Raw genomic sequence first — 16230 nt, forward strand, 5'->3', positions numbered from 1 at the left:
CCTGGCTACATAATGCCGCGCTCGTCGCGGCATTGTTTTCATGGAAGACGATTCGTTGGGATTTTTTAATAAAACATCCTCATCACATGCCCGCCTGAATGTGCCCACGCTGGTGCAGGTGGCGGCGCTCGCCATTATTATGATCCGTGGGCTCGACCTGCTGATGATTTTCAACACCCTTGGCATTCGCGGACTGGGCGAGTTTATTCATCGCAGCGTGCAGACATGGAATTTAACGCTGGTTTTTCTCGGCAGCCTGTTGCTGGTATTTATTGAAATCTGGTGTGCGTTTTCACTGGTGAAAGGGCATAACTGGGCGCGCTGGATCTATCTCCTCACGCAGGTGATTGCCGCCAGCTATTTGTGGGCGGCCTCGCTGGGCTACGGCTATCCAGAGCTGTTCAGCATTGCGGGTGAGTCAAAGCGGGAGATTCTGCGTACGCTGGTAATGCAAAAACTGCCCGATATGCTGGTGCTGTTATTACTGTTTGTGCCCGCGGCCAGTCGTCGCTTCTTCCGCTTACAATAATGTGTATAATCCTCGCCCCTGTTTAGATAAAGGTTTCCGTATGCAGTGCGCACTCTATGACGCCGATCGTTGTCGTTCCTGTCAGTGGATCACGCAGCCCGTGGGCGAGCAACTCACCGCCAAAACCGCCGATCTGCGAAATTTGCTTACCGGTTTTCCCGTCGGAGAATGGTGCGTGCCGGTCAGCGGCCCGGAGCAGGCGTTTCGCAATAAGGCGAAGATGGTGGTCAGCGGCAGCGTGGAAAAACCGTTGCTGGGCATGTTGCATCGCGATGGTACGCCAGAAGATCTGTGCGATTGCCCGCTCTATCCGGCCTCGTTTGCGCCGGTGTTTGCTGTGCTGAAACCGTTTATTGCGCGGGCCGGACTAACTCCCTACAACGTGGCGCGCAAACGTGGAGAGCTTAAGTACCTTTTGCTGACGGAAAGTCAGTTTGATGGCGGTATGATGCTGCGCTTTGTTCTGCGTTCCGACAGTAAACTGGCGCAGTTGCGTGCTGCGCTGCCGTGGTTGCAGGCGCAACTGCCGCAACTGAAGGTCATCAGCGTCAATCTTCAGCCGGTACATATGGCGATTATGGAAGGGGAGACAGAAATCTTCCTGACTGAACAGCAGGCGCTGGCGGAGCGGTTTAACGACGTGCCGCTGTGGATCCGCCCGCACAGTTTCTTCCAGACCAACCCGGCGGTGGCAAGCCAATTATATGCCACAGCGCGTGACTGGGTGCGGCAGTTGCCGGTGAACCACATGTGGGATCTGTTCTGTGGTGTCGGTGGGTTTGGTCTGCACTGCGCGACGCCGCAGATGCAGTTGACGGGAATTGAAATTGCGCCGGAAGCCATTGCCTGTGCGAAGCAGTCAGCGGCGGAACTGGGCTTAACCAATCTTCATTTTCAGGCGCTGGATTCGACGCAGTTTGCCACCGGGCAGGGGGCTGTGCCGGATCTGGTGCTGGTGAACCCGCCGCGCCGCGGAATTGGTAAATCCTTGTGTGATTACCTCAGCCGAATGGCACCGCAATTTATCATCTATTCCAGCTGTAATGCGCAGACGATGGCGAAAGACATTGCCGCATTGCCAGGCTATCGCATTGAACGGGTACAGCTTTTCGATATGTTCCCACATACCGCGCATTATGAAGTGCTGACATTGTTGCTGAAGGACGAGTCACGGTTTGCCGGATAGCGGCGGAGGCGCCTTATCCGGCTTGCGAGTGAAGTGTATTTTGTAGGCCTGATAAGCGTAGCGTCATCAGGCACTCTACAGCCAATTCTCGGTCTTACTGCGGGAACCACTGGTCGTTGATTTTTTGGTACGTACCATCGGCCTTGATCGCCGCCAGCGCAGCGTTCAGTTTATCCAGCAGCACTTTATTATCCGGGCGAACCGCGATGCCGAGGCCGGTACCGAAGTACTGTGGATCGGTGACTTTCTCGGTTGCCACACCCAACTGCGGGTTAGTTTTCAGCCACTCGTTCACCACGGCGGTATCACCGAATACACCATCAATACGGCCATTTTTCAGGTCGATAAACGCATTCTGATAGCTGTCATAGGCCACGGTTTTCACTTCCGGGTGCTTGTCCTGCAAGTATTTCTGGTGAGTGGTGCCGTTTTCCATCCCGATACGTTTACCTTTCAGGTCGGCAAAGGTTTTATAGGTATCTTTCTTCGAAATCACCAGCGCCGAGTTGGCATAGTAGGGGGTCGTAAACGCCACCTGTTTGCTCCGCTCTGGAGTGATATCCATACCGGAAATCACAGCGTCATATTTTTTGAACTTGAGCGCCGGGATAAGGCTGTCAAATGCATGGTTGGTGAAAGTACATTCTGCCTGCATCTGTTTGCATAAGGCTTTTGCCAGATCGAGGTCGAAGCCGACGATTTGGTTATTGGCATCCATAGATTCGAACGGTGGATAGGTCGCAGAGACGCCAAAACTGATTTTTTCAGCGGCAGAGGCACCGAAGGTGAAAGAGGCAAGTAATGTGGCCAGAACTAACTTTTTCATGGTTGGACTCCCGTTATGATGAGGCGCCGTTTCTGCGGCATGTATTTACAATGCCAGTAAATGAATTTGTATGCAATAAAAACGATTAACTATTTTGTGATAAATAAAAAAAGACGGACAGGTTAGAAACTTGTCCGTCTTGTTGCTTGTGATTTATGCAATAAAGTGCTTAGTTTCGACGTTCGAATACCAGCGCTTTGCGCTCGATCAGACGCATCATTAACGTCAACAGGCCGTTGACGATCAGATAGATAACTCCCGCTGCGCCGAACACCATCACATCATAGGTGCGACCGTACAGCAGCTGACCATAACCCATCACTTCCATCAGCGTGATGGTATATGCCAGAGAGGTACTTTTGAACACCAGCACCACTTCGTTGGAATACGAGGAGAGGGCGCGTTTAAAGGCATACGGCAACAGGATTGCCAGCGTGTCTTTCTTGCTCATCCCCAGCGCGCCGCAGGACTGCCACTGGCCTTCCGGAATCGCGCGAATCGCCCCGTAGAACAGTTGAGTGGTATAAGCTGCGCTGTTCAGCGACAGTGCAATCAAGGCGCACAACCACGGCTCTGACAGCAGATGCCACAGAACCGGATACTCCTGCAGAGACGGAAACTGACCCGGTCCGTAGTAGATCAAGAAGATCTGAACCAGCAGCGGCGTACCGGTAAACAGCGTGATATAGCCACGCACCAGCCAGACTACCACCGGCGTTTTCAACGTCAGAACAATCGTGAAAATCAACGCCAGAATCAGGGCAACGACAATGGATGCCACCGTCAGGGTCAGGCTGGTATGCAGTCCTTTCAGCAGTTCAGGTAAATACTCAAACATCAGCCTGGTCTCCGCTCAAAACGTGTCGCGCGCAGGTCAATGCGTTTGAGAATGTACTGGCTCACCAGCGTAATCACCAGGTAGATCGCCGCAGCGATAATGTACCAGTTAAACGGTTCCTGGGTTCGCGTGGCGATACTCTTGGTTTGCAGCATCAGGTCGTTGACGCTGATGAGGCTCACCAGCGCGGTATCTTTCAGCAATACCAGCCACTGGTTGCCCAGCCCCGGCAGCGCATGACGCCACATTTGCGGCATCACCAGCCGGAAGAAAATGGCGGTCTTCGACAGTCCCAACGCCTGGCCGGATTCCCACTGCCCCAGCGGTACCGCTTTTAGCGCGCCGCGCAACGTTTGAGACGCATAGGCTGCGTAGAGCAGAGAGAGGGCAATCACCCCACACAGGAAGGGGCTGACGTCGAAGTTTTCGATCTCCATTCGTACCGGAATCTGCACGACGCCCAGATTGATCGTAAAGCCATCAGAGAGCATCAGCAGCAGTTGAGAGGAGCCGAAATAGATAAACAGCACCACCAGAATTTCCGGCAGGCCGCGTAAAATGGTGACCAGCGCGGAACCCGTCCACGCGACAGGACGCCATTTCACTGACTCCCAGACGGCGAAAAGCATTGCCAGCGCCAGGCCGAGGATCAGTGCACAAACGGCAAGGCCGACGGTCATCCCGGCGGCGCTTGCAAGTGGGAAAAATTCGTTCATCAAGGCTTACTTCTGGAACCATTTGTTATAGATGGTCTCGTAAGTCCCATCTTTCTTCACTTTTTCCAGCGCAGTGTTGAATTTCTGCTGCAGTTCCTCATTGCCCTGGCGTACGGCGATGCCGAGGCCGGTGCCGAAGTAATCTTTATCCGTCACTTTATCGCCAACCGGCGCCAGCTTCGGATTGTCATTCAGCCACTCTGTGACCACCGCGGTATCACCGAACACACTGTCAATACGGCCGTTTTGCAGATCCAGTTTCGCATTCTGGTAGCTGTCATACGGAACGGTAGTGATTTCCGGGTGCTTATCCATGATGAATTTCTGGTGAGTGGTGCCATTCTGCACGCCCACTTTCTTGCCTTTCAGCTGATCAACGCCAGTGAATTTACCCTGCTGACCAATGAACAGCGCGGAGTTGTCATAGTAAGGGGTCGTGAATAGTACCTGTTTTTCACGCTCGGGCGTGATATCCATCCCGGCCATCACCGCGTCGAAACGGCGGAATTTCAGGCTTGGGATCAGGCTGTCAAATGCCTGGTTGGTAAAGGTACAGGTCGCGTCGATCTCTTTACACAGCGCATTGGCCAGATCGACATCAAAGCCGACAATCTTGTTATTAGCGTCCATGGATTCAAACGGAGGATAGGACGCTTCGGTCGCAAAACGAATGGTCTGGGCTGCTGTAGCGGAAAGGCTAAAGCCTGCGATAAGCGCGGCAATCAGAACTTTTTTCATTGTGTTGTCCCGAATCTTAGTGAGAGAGATAGTTTTTAAATGCTTCGGTCTGCGGGTCGGCAAAGCAACTCGCATTACCCTGCTCGACGATATGACCGTTTTCCATATACACGACGCGGCTGGCGGTTTTACGCGCCACTTCCACTTCGTGCGTCACGATCACTTGTGTAATTTTAGTTTCCGCCAGTTCACGAATGATGCTGACGATCTGCGCGGTAATTTCCGGGTCCAGCGCGGCGGTGGGTTCATCAAACAGCAACACCTGCGGCTCCATCATCAACGCGCGGGCAATGGCCACACGCTGCTGTTGTCCGCCAGAGAGATGCAGCGGATAACGATCGCTGTAAGGTTTCAGGCGCAGGCGTTCAAGCAGCTTTTCGGCGCGCGCCAGTGCCTGATCTTTCGACAGACCCAGCACGCGGCAGGGTGCCTCAATCAGATTCTGTTGCACGGTGAGGTGCGGCCAAAGATTGTATTGCTGAAAGACCATTCCGACGTTCTGACGCAGCTCGCGAATTGCTTTATCTGACGGCGTCTTGCGGAAATCGAAGTGATTTCCCGCAATGTTAAGCGTACCGGAACGCGGCATCTCAAGCAGATTGAGTACCCGCAGCAGTGAGCTTTTACCGGCCCCGCTTGGGCCCAGTAACACCAGTGTTTCACCCTGCGGGCAATCCAGCGTGATATCGAACAGCGCCTGATGCGCGCCGTAGAAGCAGTTAATGCCGTTTAATTGAATACTCATTGATGCTCGTATACTGGCCGTCTGATAGCTATTGAAGCCGCAGATAGTACCTTTGACAGAATAGTTATGCAATATTTATGCTTTAAAAGTTAAATATAACGCGCATTTCTCATTAAACATAGCACAAAATAGCGAGGGGGAAGGTCGGTAAGAACAATTGTCGGCATTCCATGCAGAATGCCGGACAATTTACGGGGGGACAATTTTTAGCGCGTTTAAGCGGAGAGATTAACGGTTTTCAACCGACTGACGAAGCGTACCGGCCGGGGCATGCACGCTGCCGCCGAGATAGCGAACATCATCAATGACCCAGCACTGGCCTTCACGGATCATCAGCACTTCATCCTGCCAGTTCTGATCGCCCTGTTTCAGCGCAACGCGTAGCGGGATGTTTCGTGCATCACTATTCGGAATGGTCGAGGCGCTGGCAACACTGGCGCTGTCCGGCGGCGTGGCGCGGCTGGAGAACGGATCGCTGCTCATCAATTGACGATGCGCACTGTCACGACTGGCATCCGACAGCAGTTTCGCCAGGCTGTCGCTCAGATAAGGGCGCAGGGCGGTGAGATCATTACTGCGGTGCTGGATACGATAGTCATAGAATTGTTGAGCCACACTGTCCGGGCCGCCATCCACACAGGCCCCCGCACGCGGCCCGTTGTCTTTATAGGCTGGCGTGACGGTAGTGCAGGCGCTGAGCAGCAGCGCGCAAGGGATGAGCAGGGAGAGTTTCGAATAGCGCATAGTGATTTCCTTATAAGCGTTCTGCCATGAGTCTTCTAAGATAACAGTCATCTACGATAATCAATTATATCCTTTCAATGATAGTGTATGGCGCTGATAATGTGCTGAATGTAACCAGGAGAGACATCATGCAATTTTCGACAACCCCCACGCTCGAAGGACAAAGCATCGTGGAATACTGCGGTGTGGTCACAGGCGAAGCCATTCTGGGCGCGAATATTTTCCGGGACTTTTTTGCCGGTATCCGCGATATCGTCGGCGGTCGTTCAGGCGCTTACGAAAAAGAGTTACGCAAAGCGCGTGAAATTGCTTTCGCAGAGCTGGGCGAGCAGGCGAAAGCGCTGGGCGCTGACGCCGTCGTGGGCATTGATATCGATTATGAAACGGTCGGCAAAGACAGCAGCATGCTGATGGTCAGCGTCAGCGGGACGGCGGTGAAAACGCGTCGATGAGAAAGGGGTTATGGCTGGCGGCCTTTGCGTTACTGCTGACGGGATGCGCGGGCGAAAAAGGGATCGTTGATAAAGACGGTTATCAGCTTGATACCCGTCATCAGGCGCAGGCGGCATATCCGCGCATCAAAGTGTTGGTGATCCACTATACCGCGGATGACTTCGATAGCTCGCTGGCGACGCTGACGGATAAAAACGTCAGTTCGCATTATCTGATCCCGTCCGTGCCGCCGTTGCATCGCGGTAAACCGCGTATCTGGCAACTGGTGTCGGAACAGGATCTGGCGTGGCATGCCGGTATCAGTTTCTGGCGCGGCGCGACGCGCATCAACGACACCTCGATTGGCATTGAGCTGGAAAATCGCGGCTGGCAAAAATCGGCGGGTGATAAATATTTTGCCCCGTTTGAGCCTGCGCAGATTCAGGCGCTGATCCCGCTGGCAAAAGACATTATCGCCCGTTACGACATCAAGCCACAGAACGTGGTCGCGCATGCGGATATTGCCCCACAGCGAAAAGACGATCCCGGTCCGCTGTTTCCCTGGCGAGCGCTGGCAGCACAAGGCATTGGCGCCTGGCCCGATGCGCAGCGGGTAAATTTCTACCTCGCTGGGCGGGCGCCGCATACGCCCGTTGAGATGGCCTCACTGCTGGATCTGTTGTCGCGTTATGGGTATGAGGTGAAGCCTGAAATGACCGCGCGTGAACAGCAGCGCGTTGTGATGGCGTTTCAGATGCACTTCCGCCCGACGTTGTGGAACGGCGTTGCCGATGCCGAAACGCAGGCGATTGCTGAGGCGTTACTGGAAAAGTATGGGCAAGGTTAGCGATGCAGTTTTCCGTGGTCGCGCAACCACGCGGCCGTTTTCACAATGCCTTCATCCAGCGTCACCACCGGCTTATACCCCAGTTCCGTTTCGGCACGGCTGATATCCAGCGTAAAATCGAAATTCAGCTTCGACACCCCGTAGTGGGTTAACGCCGGCTCTTTGGCAGACTTATTGCCAAAGTGCTCCAGGCTGCGGGCAATCATATCCAGCATCGGATAGGGCACGGAACGGATCCGGCAGTGAATATTCAGTTCATCAATCAGCTTTTGCACGATACTGCGCAGGGTTCTGGGTTCGCCGTTGGTGATGTTGTACACCCGACCGGACGGCAGGCTGTCGCACAGTTCCTGACTCGCCAGCCACATCGCGTGGATTGCGTTCTCATAGTAGGTCATATCGACCATCGCGCTGCCGCCGTGCGGCAACAGCACGCTGCCGTAGTGGTGCATCATGTGCGCCAGACGGGGAATAAACACTTTGTCGTGTGGGCCAAACAGGCTCTGTGGGCGCAACACCGTAAACCGGGTCTGCGGGTTGGCCTGGGCCAGCAGGCTGATGACCTCTTCGCCAGCGGCTTTGCTGCGGGCAAATTCGTTGGCAAAGCGGTGCGGGCGAAAATCTTCTTTGATATCGCGATGATGGTGATAATCGAAATAAAGCGATGGAGAGGAAATATGAACAAAGTTACGCACGCCCCATGCGACGGCCCATTCGCCAAGACGGCGGGTCGCACGTACGTTTGCCAGATCAAAGGCTTCCTGAGTTCCCCAGGGTGAGGTGAAACTTGAGCAGTGCCACAGCGTATCGATGCCCGCAAGCATAACCTTCGCCTGCGAAGAGACCAGCTCGGTCAGATCCGCATGCACAAACTCCGCGCCCATTTTTTCGAGCAGTTTACCCATCGCTTCGTTGCGACCGGTCGCTCTGACGCTGATGCCTTTGTTGCGCAAAAACTCAACCGCGTTTCGTCCTAAGCCGCTGGTTGCGCCGGTAACCAGTACCTTCATATCAGTCCACTGTGTTTAATAAAACGTCGTGCGCATTCTTCCGTGAATTACGTCGGTATGCAATGGGAAACATGAAACAATACAGTAAGTTTTTACGATTTATCTGTGATTTGTTCTGCAAGTCTGGCAATTTTCTTTGCCATCCCCCGGAAAATAAACAGGTGCGCCGGGATCATCAGCAGCCAGTAGAAAAGCCCTGGCATACCGTGCGGATGCCACCAGGCACGCACGTCAATTTCGCGATGATCGCCCTTATCGTCAAGGGTAAAGCTCAGCCGTCCCAGGCCTGGCGCTTTCATGCCAAACAGCAGCGCGAGCTGTTTTTCTGGCTCGACGATAATCACTTTCCAACTGTCTACAGTATCGCCCGGTTGAAGCAGTTCGTGTTCAGGGCGACCTTTTGCCAGCCGATGCCCGACTAGCAGATCCAGCGCGGCCCGGATCTTCCACAATCCATTGCCAAAGAAATAGCCCTCTTTGCCGCCAAGACGGTTCACTACCCGCCACAACGCCGGCAATCTGGCGGATGTCTTTACGGTAAACCCGGCCTGTTTGGCGAAAAAACCGTATTCCGGTCGCCAGCGGGCAAACGCCTGCGCGTCGTAACCCCAGTCGCTGGAGTTCACCAGTTTCTCCTCTTCCTTCAGCGTGCTGCGTACAGCATCGTCAAAGGCGATAAGCTTTTGGGGTATCAACGCCCGTAGTTCGCTGTCATCGGCCAGCAGATCGTGTCTGAGGCCCTGTATCAACGCTTTCGCGGTGGTAGGCGGCACCGAGGTGATGACATTCAGGAACCAGACGGAAATCCAACGGGTGGGAAAGGGGATGGGGATAAGCCAGCGATGCTTGCCGCTCACCGTCATGAAATGTTCGAACTGCTGCTGATAGCTAAGCACCTGTGGCCCGGCGGCTTCAAAGATCCGATGCTCACGGGACGGGTGATCCAGCAAGGCCACCAGATAATGCAGCAGGTTTTCCAGCGCGATGGGCGTGGTACGTGAGCGCACCCAGCGCGGCGGGGTCAGCACCGGCAGGTTGTAGACCATGTCGCGCATCACTTCAAAAGCGGCGGAACCGGCTCCGACGATGATCCCGGCGCGCAGTTCCGTTACCGGTACGCCAGACTCGCGCAGGGTATCGGCGGTGATCTGCCGCGCCCGCAGGTGGTCAGACTGCTCGTGTTCCGGCGCCTGCAAGGAGCTGAGAAAAATCAGTTGCCCGACCGGCGTTTCACGCAGAGCATCACGCACGTTAAGCGCGACCTGACGCTCATGGGCAATGAAATCGCCGCCTTCTCCCATACCGTGTACCAGATAGTAGACGGTATCAACATTCGTCAACAGAGACGCAAGCTGCGTCGGCCAGTTCAGATCGACCTTATGACAGCTGACGTTGGGCAACTGCTGTTTGTCCAGCCGTTCAATGCGACGTGCCACCGCCAGTACCTGATGTCCTTGCTGGCTGAGCGCCTGCACCAGATGTTGACCAATGTAACCACTGGCGCCAAGAACCACTATGCGTTGCGGCACATCTCTCTCCTTAACGAGTCAGGAACGCGCGCCAGTGGGCGACGACATCAGCAAGCTGTTCCCGTGAAACATCCAGATGGGTCACCAGACGGACAATCGGCGACGCGTTGATCAGCACGCCCTGTGCCTTCATGTATTCACCCAGCGCTACGGCGTTGGCCTCACCGACGCGGACAAACAGCATATTGGTGTCGTGACGCATCACGTCCGCCCCGGCTTCCCGTAGCTGCTCTGCAAGCCAGGCCGCGTTGTCGTGATCGTCCTGCAGGCGCGCAACGTTATTTTTCAGGGCATACAGTCCAGCTGCCGCCAGGATACCGGCCTGACGCATGCCGCCGCCGGTCATTTTGCGCCAGCGGATGGCGCGCTTGATGTAATCGCGGCTGCCGACCAGTAGCGATCCGACCGGCGTCCCCAGCCCTTTGGACAGGCAGATGGTAAAGGAGTCGCAATACTGCACGACCTCTTTGAGTTCACAGTCGTACGCCACGACAGCGTTAAAAATACGTGCGCCATCGACATGCAGCGCCAGACCGCGCTCACGGGTAAATTCCCATGCCTCTTTCAGATACTCTCGTGACAGGACTTTGCCGTTGTGGGTATTTTCGAGGCTTAGCAGGCGGGTACGGGCAAAGTGGATGTCATCTGCCTTTATTTTGGCGGCGACTTTATCCAGCGGTAACGTTCCGTCTGGCGCAGCGTCAATCGGCTGCGGCTGAATGCTGCCGAGCACCGCCGCGCCGCCGGCTTCATACAGATAGTTATGTGCCCCCTGACCGGCGATATACTCTTCGCCACGCTCGCAGTGGCTCAGTAGCGCCACGAGGTTGGCCTGGGTGCCGGTGGGTAAAAATAACGCCGCTTCTTTACCTGAAAGGTCAGCGGCGTAGTGCTGGAGAGCGTTAACGGTAGGGTCATCCCCGTACACGTCGTCCCCCACCGGGGCGGCCATCATTTCTTCAAGCATGGCGCGACTCGGACGGGTGACGGTATCACTGCGTAGATCAATCATTGCACATCCCTATTGTTTGAAAGGCGATGTGCATTGTTTTACCTGAGCCAGTTGGTTTTTGCCAGTTCGATCACCTCATCGCCGCGACCGCTGATGATGGCGCGCAGCATATACAGGCTGAAGCCTTTGGCCTGCTCCAGTTTGATCTGCGGCGGAATGGCCAGTTCTTCTTTTGCAACAACTACATCCACCAGCACCGGGCCGTCGATTGACAGGGCGCGCTGTAGTGCTTCATCAACGTCTGCGGCTTTTTCCACCCGAATACCGGTGATGCCGCACGCTTCGGCAATGCGCGCAAAATTAGTGTCGTGCAACTCCGTACCGTCAGTGAGATAACCACCGGCCTTCATCTCCATCGCCACAAAGCCCAGCACGCTGTTGTTAAAGACCACGATTTTGACCGGGAGCTTCATCTGGACCACCGACAGGAAATCCCCCATCAGCATACTGAATCCGCCGTCGCCGCACATGGCAATGACCTGACGTCCCGGTGCGGTGGCCTGTGCGCCCAGCGCCTGCGGCATGGCGTTAGCCATCGAACCGTGGTTAAACGAGCCCAACAGACGGCGCTTGCCGTTCATTTTCAGGTAGCGGGCGGCCCATACCGTCGGCGTACCGACGTCGCAGGTAAAGATGGCGTCATCGGCGGCAAAATGGCTGATTTGTTGCGCCAGGTACTGCGGGTGGATCGCCTTTTCGCTGGGTTTGGCAAGATCGTCGAGGCCCTTACGCGCATCGCGATAATCGCTCAATGCCTTATCGAGGAATTTACGTTCGGTTTTCTCTTCCACCAGCGGCAGCAGTGCCGTCAGCGTGGCTTTGATATCGCCTACCAGCGCCATATCGACCTTACTGTGCGCGCCGATACTGGCGGGGTTGATATCAATCTGAATAATTTTGGCGTCGGTTGGGTAGAACGCGCGGTAAGGGAACTGCGTACCGAGTAGCACCAGCGTATCGGCATTCATCATGGTATGGAAGCCGGATGAGAAGCCGATCAATCCGGTCATCCCCACATCATATGGGTTGTCGTATTCGACATGTTCTTTACCGCGCAGGGAGTGAACGATAGGGGCCTTAATTTTGGCGGCAAACTCGACCAGTTCTTTATGCGCACCCGCGCAGCCGCTGCCGCACATCAGGGCGATGTTGCTGGAGTAGCGTAACAGTTGGGCCAGCTTTCTTAACTCTTCTTCTGCGGGCGTGACGATCGGTAAGGGCGCGTGATACCAGTGGCTGCTGGCGCTTTCTGGCGCCGGTTTTAATGCCACATCGCCTGGTAATACCACCACCGAGACGCCGCGATTGAGCACCGCTTTGCGCATGGCAATCGCCAGGACCTGGGGGATCTGTTCCGGGCTGGAAACAAGCTCGCAATAGTGGCTACATTCGCGGAACAGTTCCTGTGGGTGCGTCTCCTGGAAATAGCCGCTGCCAATTTCGCTGGACGGAATGTGGGCGGCGATGGCCAGCACCGGGACGTGGTTACGATGACAATCAAACAGACCGTTGATCAGATGCAGGTTACCGGGTCCACAAGACCCTGCGCAAACCGCCAGTTCACCGGTCAGTTGCGCCTCCGCACCCGCCGCAAACGCGGCAACTTCTTCATGACGGGTCGACATCCACTCAATCGTTCCCATGCGATTGAGGCTGTCGCTCAGGCCGTTCAGCGAATCGCCCGTCACGCCCCAGATACGTTTCACACCTGCCTGTTCCAGTGTTTTAGCAATAAAAGCGGCAACCGTTTGTTTCATGGTTTTCCATCTCCTTAATTGTGATACCGGTTACAAGTTTAGATGAAGATAGTGATTACGCTGCGTGGCACCCCCTTATTTTCAGCGGCTTCCTTTCAGGGGGGATAACGCGTAGCGTGAAAAAATCAGAGTGAACCAGGGGTAAATTCAGATGCTTACCACATTGTTAAATGCAGTGAATCGGATGCTGACGCACGAGGATTTTGGCAAGTTTTTATTACGCCTGGCGGTTGGGGGATTGATGCTGTTTCACGGGCTGCATAAGCTGTTTGCCGGGATTGATGGCATTAGCGGAATGCTGATTGCTAAAGGATTACCGGGCTTTATTGCGTACGGCGTACTGGTGGGGGAAGTGATTGCGCCTTGTCTGATTATTCTCGGGATCCTGACGCGTCCGGCGGCGCTGGTGCTGGCATTCACCATGATTGTGGCGTGGCTGATGGTCGGGATGAATGAAACCTGGGCGCTGGATAAAACTGGCGCATGGGCAATTGAAAGTCTGGTCTATTTCTTTATCGGCGCACTGGCGGTGGCGTTTCTCGGTGCGGGACGGTTTTCGGTTGCGGGTAATTCAGCCTGGCGGTAAAAAAAAGCCCGGACGAACCGGGCTTTGTTGACTCAGGCGAGCACTAAGTCGCCCTGCGGGTGACAGGAGCAGGCCAGTACGTAGCCTTCGGCGATTTCAGCATCGGTTAGCGTCATGGTGCTGCTGACCGTATAGTCGCCGGAAACCACTTTGGTTTTACAGCAACCGCAGACGCCCGCGCGGCAGGCAACGGTGACGGGCACCTTGTTGCTTTCCAGCGCATCCAGCAGCGTCGTACCGACCGGCGCGTAAAATTCTTTCGCTGGCTGCAGCTTAGTGAATTTCAGACCGCTGGTTACCGCTTCCGCTACCGGGGTGAAGAACTGTTCTTTAAAGAAGCGCGTGACGCCCAGCGCTTTCACTTCCCGCTCGACCAGATCCATATACGGCGCCGGGCCACAGGTCATCACCGTGCGGGAGGCCAGATCCGGTACCTGTTGCAACAGCGCAGTGGTCAGGCGACCGGCGACAAAACCGGCCGTGGCGTTGTTTTCCGCCACCAGCGTGACCGGATACTGACGCCATTCTTCGGCAAAAATGACATCCTGCGGCGAGCGCACGTTGAAGATCACCTGTACGTCAGCATGCGGACGGTACTTCGCCAACCAGCGGCGCATCGACATGATCGGCGTGACGCCACAACCGGCTGCCAGCATCAGGAACTTATCATCGGCTTTGTCTTCGCAGATGAAATCGCCCATTGCATCGGACAGCCAGAGGTAGTCGCCGCGCTTCACGTCGCGGGTTAACCACTGTGAGCCCGCACCGTCGTCAATCCGGCGAACGGTCAGCGTAATGTACTCGCTGACGCCCGGCGTTGAAGAGAGCGTGTAAGCGCGCAGCGTTTCCGCAGAATTACGCACGCTGATCAGTGCATACTGCCCGGCGCGATACGGATAATAGTCGTGGCACAGCAACGAAATTGTCCATACATCCGGCGTTTCCTGATGGATGTGATGAACCTGCATCCGCCATGGGCACTGATGAGTTGGCATTGTCATTTTTTACTCCTTACGCGCTCAGCAACTGCTTCATGTCTTCTTCAACGGTGGTCACGGAACGTAGACCAAATTTCTCGTTGAGTACCGCCAGCAGATCCGGCGTGAAGAAACCAGGCGCCGTCGGGCCAGTAACGATGTTTTTCACACCGAGAGACAGCAGGGTCAGCAGAATGACAATCGCTTTCTGTTCAAACCAGGAGAGTACCAGCGACAGCGGCAGGTCGTTTACGCCACAGCCCAGTTTCTCTGCCAGCGTCACTGCCAGAATGATAGCGGAGTACGCATCGTTACACTGACCGGCATCAACCAGACGCGGCAGGCCTTCGATATCGCCGAACTCCAGCTTGTTGAAGCGATATTTACCGCAGGCCAGGGTCAGGATCAGGCAATCATCCGGTACGCTGGTGGCGAAATCGGTGAAGTAGTTACGTTCGCCGCGTGCGCCGTCACAGCCGCCAACCAGGAAGATGTGACGCAGTTTTTCACGGCTCACCAGATCGATCAGGGTGTCCGCCGCGCCCAGCAGGGTCTGACGACCGAAACCGACGGTGATCAGGTGTGGAATTTCGCTGTACGGGAAGCCTGCCATTTGCTGGGCCTGCGCGATAACCGGACCGAAGTCATCGCCTTCCAGGTGGCTCACACCCGGCCAACCGACGATGCTGCGAGTCCAGATACGATCGTCGTAACTGCCAACGGTCGGGTCGATGATGCAGTTAGAGGTCATCACGATAGGGCCAGGGAAGCGGGCGAATTCGACCTGCTGGTTCTGCCAGCCGCTACCGTAGTTACCAATCAGATGTTTGAATTTACGCAGTTCCGGATAACCGTGCGCGGGCAGCATTTCACCGTGGGTGTAGACGTTAACGCCAGTACCTTCGGTTTGTTCCAGCAGGTTATACAGATCTTTCAGGTCATGACCTGAGATCAGGATGCACTTCCCTTCGGTCGCTTTCACGTTAACCTGGGTCGGCGTCGGGTGGCCGTATTTAGTGGTTTCACCGGCATCCAGAATGCTCATCACTTTGAAGTTCATCTGGCCGATTTCCATTGAGCACTCCAGCAGAGCGTTCATATCGGAAGGCCAGGTACCCAGCCACGCCATGATTTTATGGTACTGCGCGTAGATATCGTTGTCGTACTTCCCGAGAACGTGCGCGTGCTCCATATAGGCCGCCGCCCCTTTCAGGCCGTACAGGCACAACAGACGCAGGCCGAGAATGTTCTCGCCAATCGCGGCTTTGTCTTTGTTCGGGGTAAATTCGGCGGCCTGACGCTGCAGGTCGCCCAGATCGTCACTAACCAGTTGCAGGTCAGCCATTGGGTTGTCGCAGTGCGCATTGGCGTCAACGCTCAGGCATTGGGCTTTTAGCGCTTCACGCATCGCGATAGCGTCGCGTGCATAGCCGACGATACGTGGAGAATCGAAGTTAACGTTGGTCAGCGTGGAGAAGAAAGCACGCGGGGCAAAGTTATCAACGTCATGATTAATGATGTCATATTCACGAGCTTTAGCCGCCCATGCAGACAGACCTTGTAGGGAGGCGATCAGCAGATCCTGCAGATCAGAGGTTTCAGCCGTTTTACCGCACATACCCTGCGCGTAAGTGCAGCCGTTTCCTGCCGGAGTACGGATGGTTTGTTCACATTGCACACAAAACATGGTCACACCTTAAAAGTTATATTTGATATACATGTTTAAGATTATGCCTGTGCGCAGAGGGATAAAAGGGA

At 55.1% G+C, this 16230-nt stretch carries 17 protein-coding genes; 5 read left to right on the plus strand and 12 right to left on the minus strand.

Annotated features, from left to right (window positions below; translation table 11 throughout):
* Positions 1-40 precede the first annotated feature (40 nt).
* Both ACQ0PY_RS08705 and rlmC read left to right on the plus strand, forming a co-directional pair.
* A complete protein-coding gene (locus ACQ0PY_RS08705; RefSeq protein ID WP_109740081.1) occupies positions 41-529 on the plus strand; it encodes a YbjO family protein in 489 nt (162 codons plus the stop codon).
* A 40-nt stretch (positions 530-569) separates the two neighbouring features.
* On the plus strand, positions 570-1715 hold the full coding sequence (gene rlmC, locus ACQ0PY_RS08710; RefSeq protein ID WP_044256376.1) for a 23S rRNA (uracil(747)-C(5))-methyltransferase RlmC: 1146 nt from the start codon (positions 570-572) through the stop codon (positions 1713-1715).
* A 94-nt stretch (positions 1716-1809) separates the two neighbouring features.
* Here rlmC and artJ read toward each other — a convergent pair whose 3' ends face one another.
* The 6 genes from artJ to ACQ0PY_RS08740 form a co-directional block, all read right to left on the minus strand.
* A complete protein-coding gene (gene artJ, locus ACQ0PY_RS08715; RefSeq protein ID WP_043001230.1) occupies positions 1810-2541 on the minus strand; it encodes an arginine ABC transporter substrate-binding protein ArtJ in 732 nt (243 codons plus the stop codon).
* Between the two features lie 169 nt (positions 2542-2710).
* The gene (artM, locus tag ACQ0PY_RS08720; protein WP_109740082.1) at positions 2711-3379 is read right to left on the minus strand and encodes an arginine ABC transporter permease ArtM; all 669 of its coding nucleotides are present in this window, start codon (positions 3377-3379) and stop codon (positions 2711-2713) included.
* Positions 3379-4095, minus strand: a complete 717-nt coding sequence (gene artQ, locus ACQ0PY_RS08725) for an arginine ABC transporter permease ArtQ (RefSeq protein WP_043001228.1) — start codon at positions 4093-4095, stop codon at positions 3379-3381. The genes artM and artQ overlap by 1 nt, the downstream gene beginning before the upstream one ends.
* 6 nt (positions 4096-4101) lie before the next feature.
* A complete protein-coding gene (gene artI, locus ACQ0PY_RS08730) occupies positions 4102-4833 on the minus strand; it encodes an arginine ABC transporter substrate-binding protein ArtI (RefSeq protein ID WP_109740083.1) in 732 nt (243 codons plus the stop codon).
* A 16-nt stretch (positions 4834-4849) separates the two neighbouring features.
* On the minus strand, positions 4850-5578 hold the full coding sequence (gene artP / locus ACQ0PY_RS08735; protein WP_043001226.1) for an arginine ABC transporter ATP-binding protein ArtP: 729 nt from the start codon (positions 5576-5578) through the stop codon (positions 4850-4852).
* A 228-nt stretch (positions 5579-5806) separates the two neighbouring features.
* Positions 5807-6322, minus strand: a complete 516-nt coding sequence (locus tag ACQ0PY_RS08740; RefSeq protein ID WP_043001225.1) for a lipoprotein — start codon at positions 6320-6322, stop codon at positions 5807-5809.
* A 128-nt stretch (positions 6323-6450) separates the two neighbouring features.
* On the opposite strand from ACQ0PY_RS08740, the gene ACQ0PY_RS08745 reads away from it, so the two are divergent.
* Both ACQ0PY_RS08745 and ACQ0PY_RS08750 read left to right on the plus strand, forming a co-directional pair.
* Positions 6451-6774 (plus strand): heavy metal-binding domain-containing protein, encoded by a 324-nt coding sequence (locus tag ACQ0PY_RS08745; RefSeq protein WP_042320310.1) that lies wholly within the window; start codon positions 6451-6453, stop codon positions 6772-6774.
* Positions 6771-7601, plus strand: coding sequence for an N-acetylmuramoyl-L-alanine amidase (locus ACQ0PY_RS08750; RefSeq protein WP_109740084.1), 831 nt, complete (start codon positions 6771-6773; stop codon positions 7599-7601). The genes ACQ0PY_RS08745 and ACQ0PY_RS08750 overlap by 4 nt, the downstream gene beginning before the upstream one ends.
* On the opposite strand, the gene ACQ0PY_RS08755 is transcribed toward ACQ0PY_RS08750, so the two are convergent.
* The 4 genes from ACQ0PY_RS08755 to poxB form a co-directional block, all read right to left on the minus strand.
* The gene (locus ACQ0PY_RS08755) at positions 7598-8611 is read right to left on the minus strand and encodes an NAD-dependent epimerase/dehydratase family protein (RefSeq protein ID WP_043001223.1); all 1014 of its coding nucleotides are present in this window, start codon (positions 8609-8611) and stop codon (positions 7598-7600) included. The two genes, ACQ0PY_RS08750 and ACQ0PY_RS08755, sit on opposite strands and share 4 nt — an antisense overlap.
* Before the next feature lie 92 nt (positions 8612-8703).
* Positions 8704-10140 (minus strand): SDR family oxidoreductase, encoded by a 1437-nt coding sequence (locus ACQ0PY_RS08760; protein WP_109740085.1) that lies wholly within the window; start codon positions 10138-10140, stop codon positions 8704-8706.
* 10 nt (positions 10141-10150) lie between these two features.
* Positions 10151-11152 (minus strand): low-specificity L-threonine aldolase, encoded by a 1002-nt coding sequence (ltaE, locus tag ACQ0PY_RS08765; RefSeq protein ID WP_109740086.1) that lies wholly within the window; start codon positions 11150-11152, stop codon positions 10151-10153.
* 38 nt (positions 11153-11190) lie between these two features.
* Positions 11191-12909: a ubiquinone-dependent pyruvate dehydrogenase gene (gene poxB / locus ACQ0PY_RS08770; protein WP_109740087.1), complete on the minus strand. Its 1719-nt coding sequence runs from the start codon at positions 12907-12909 to the stop codon at positions 11191-11193.
* 151 nt (positions 12910-13060) lie between these two features.
* Between poxB and ACQ0PY_RS08775 the strand changes: the two genes are divergently transcribed.
* Positions 13061-13495: a DoxX family protein gene (locus ACQ0PY_RS08775; RefSeq protein ID WP_044327093.1), complete on the plus strand. Its 435-nt coding sequence runs from the start codon at positions 13061-13063 to the stop codon at positions 13493-13495.
* A 32-nt stretch (positions 13496-13527) separates the two neighbouring features.
* On the opposite strand, the gene hcr is transcribed toward ACQ0PY_RS08775, so the two are convergent.
* A complete protein-coding gene (gene hcr / locus ACQ0PY_RS08780) occupies positions 13528-14496 on the minus strand; it encodes an NADH oxidoreductase (protein WP_044264207.1) in 969 nt (322 codons plus the stop codon).
* Positions 14497-14506: 10 nt separating this feature from the next.
* On the minus strand, positions 14507-16159 hold the full coding sequence (hcp, locus tag ACQ0PY_RS08785) for a hydroxylamine reductase (RefSeq protein WP_109740088.1): 1653 nt from the start codon (positions 16157-16159) through the stop codon (positions 14507-14509).
* Positions 16160-16230: the final 71 nt, after the last annotated feature.

It is taken from the genome of Citrobacter sp. LST-B2, from assembly GCF_057983045.1.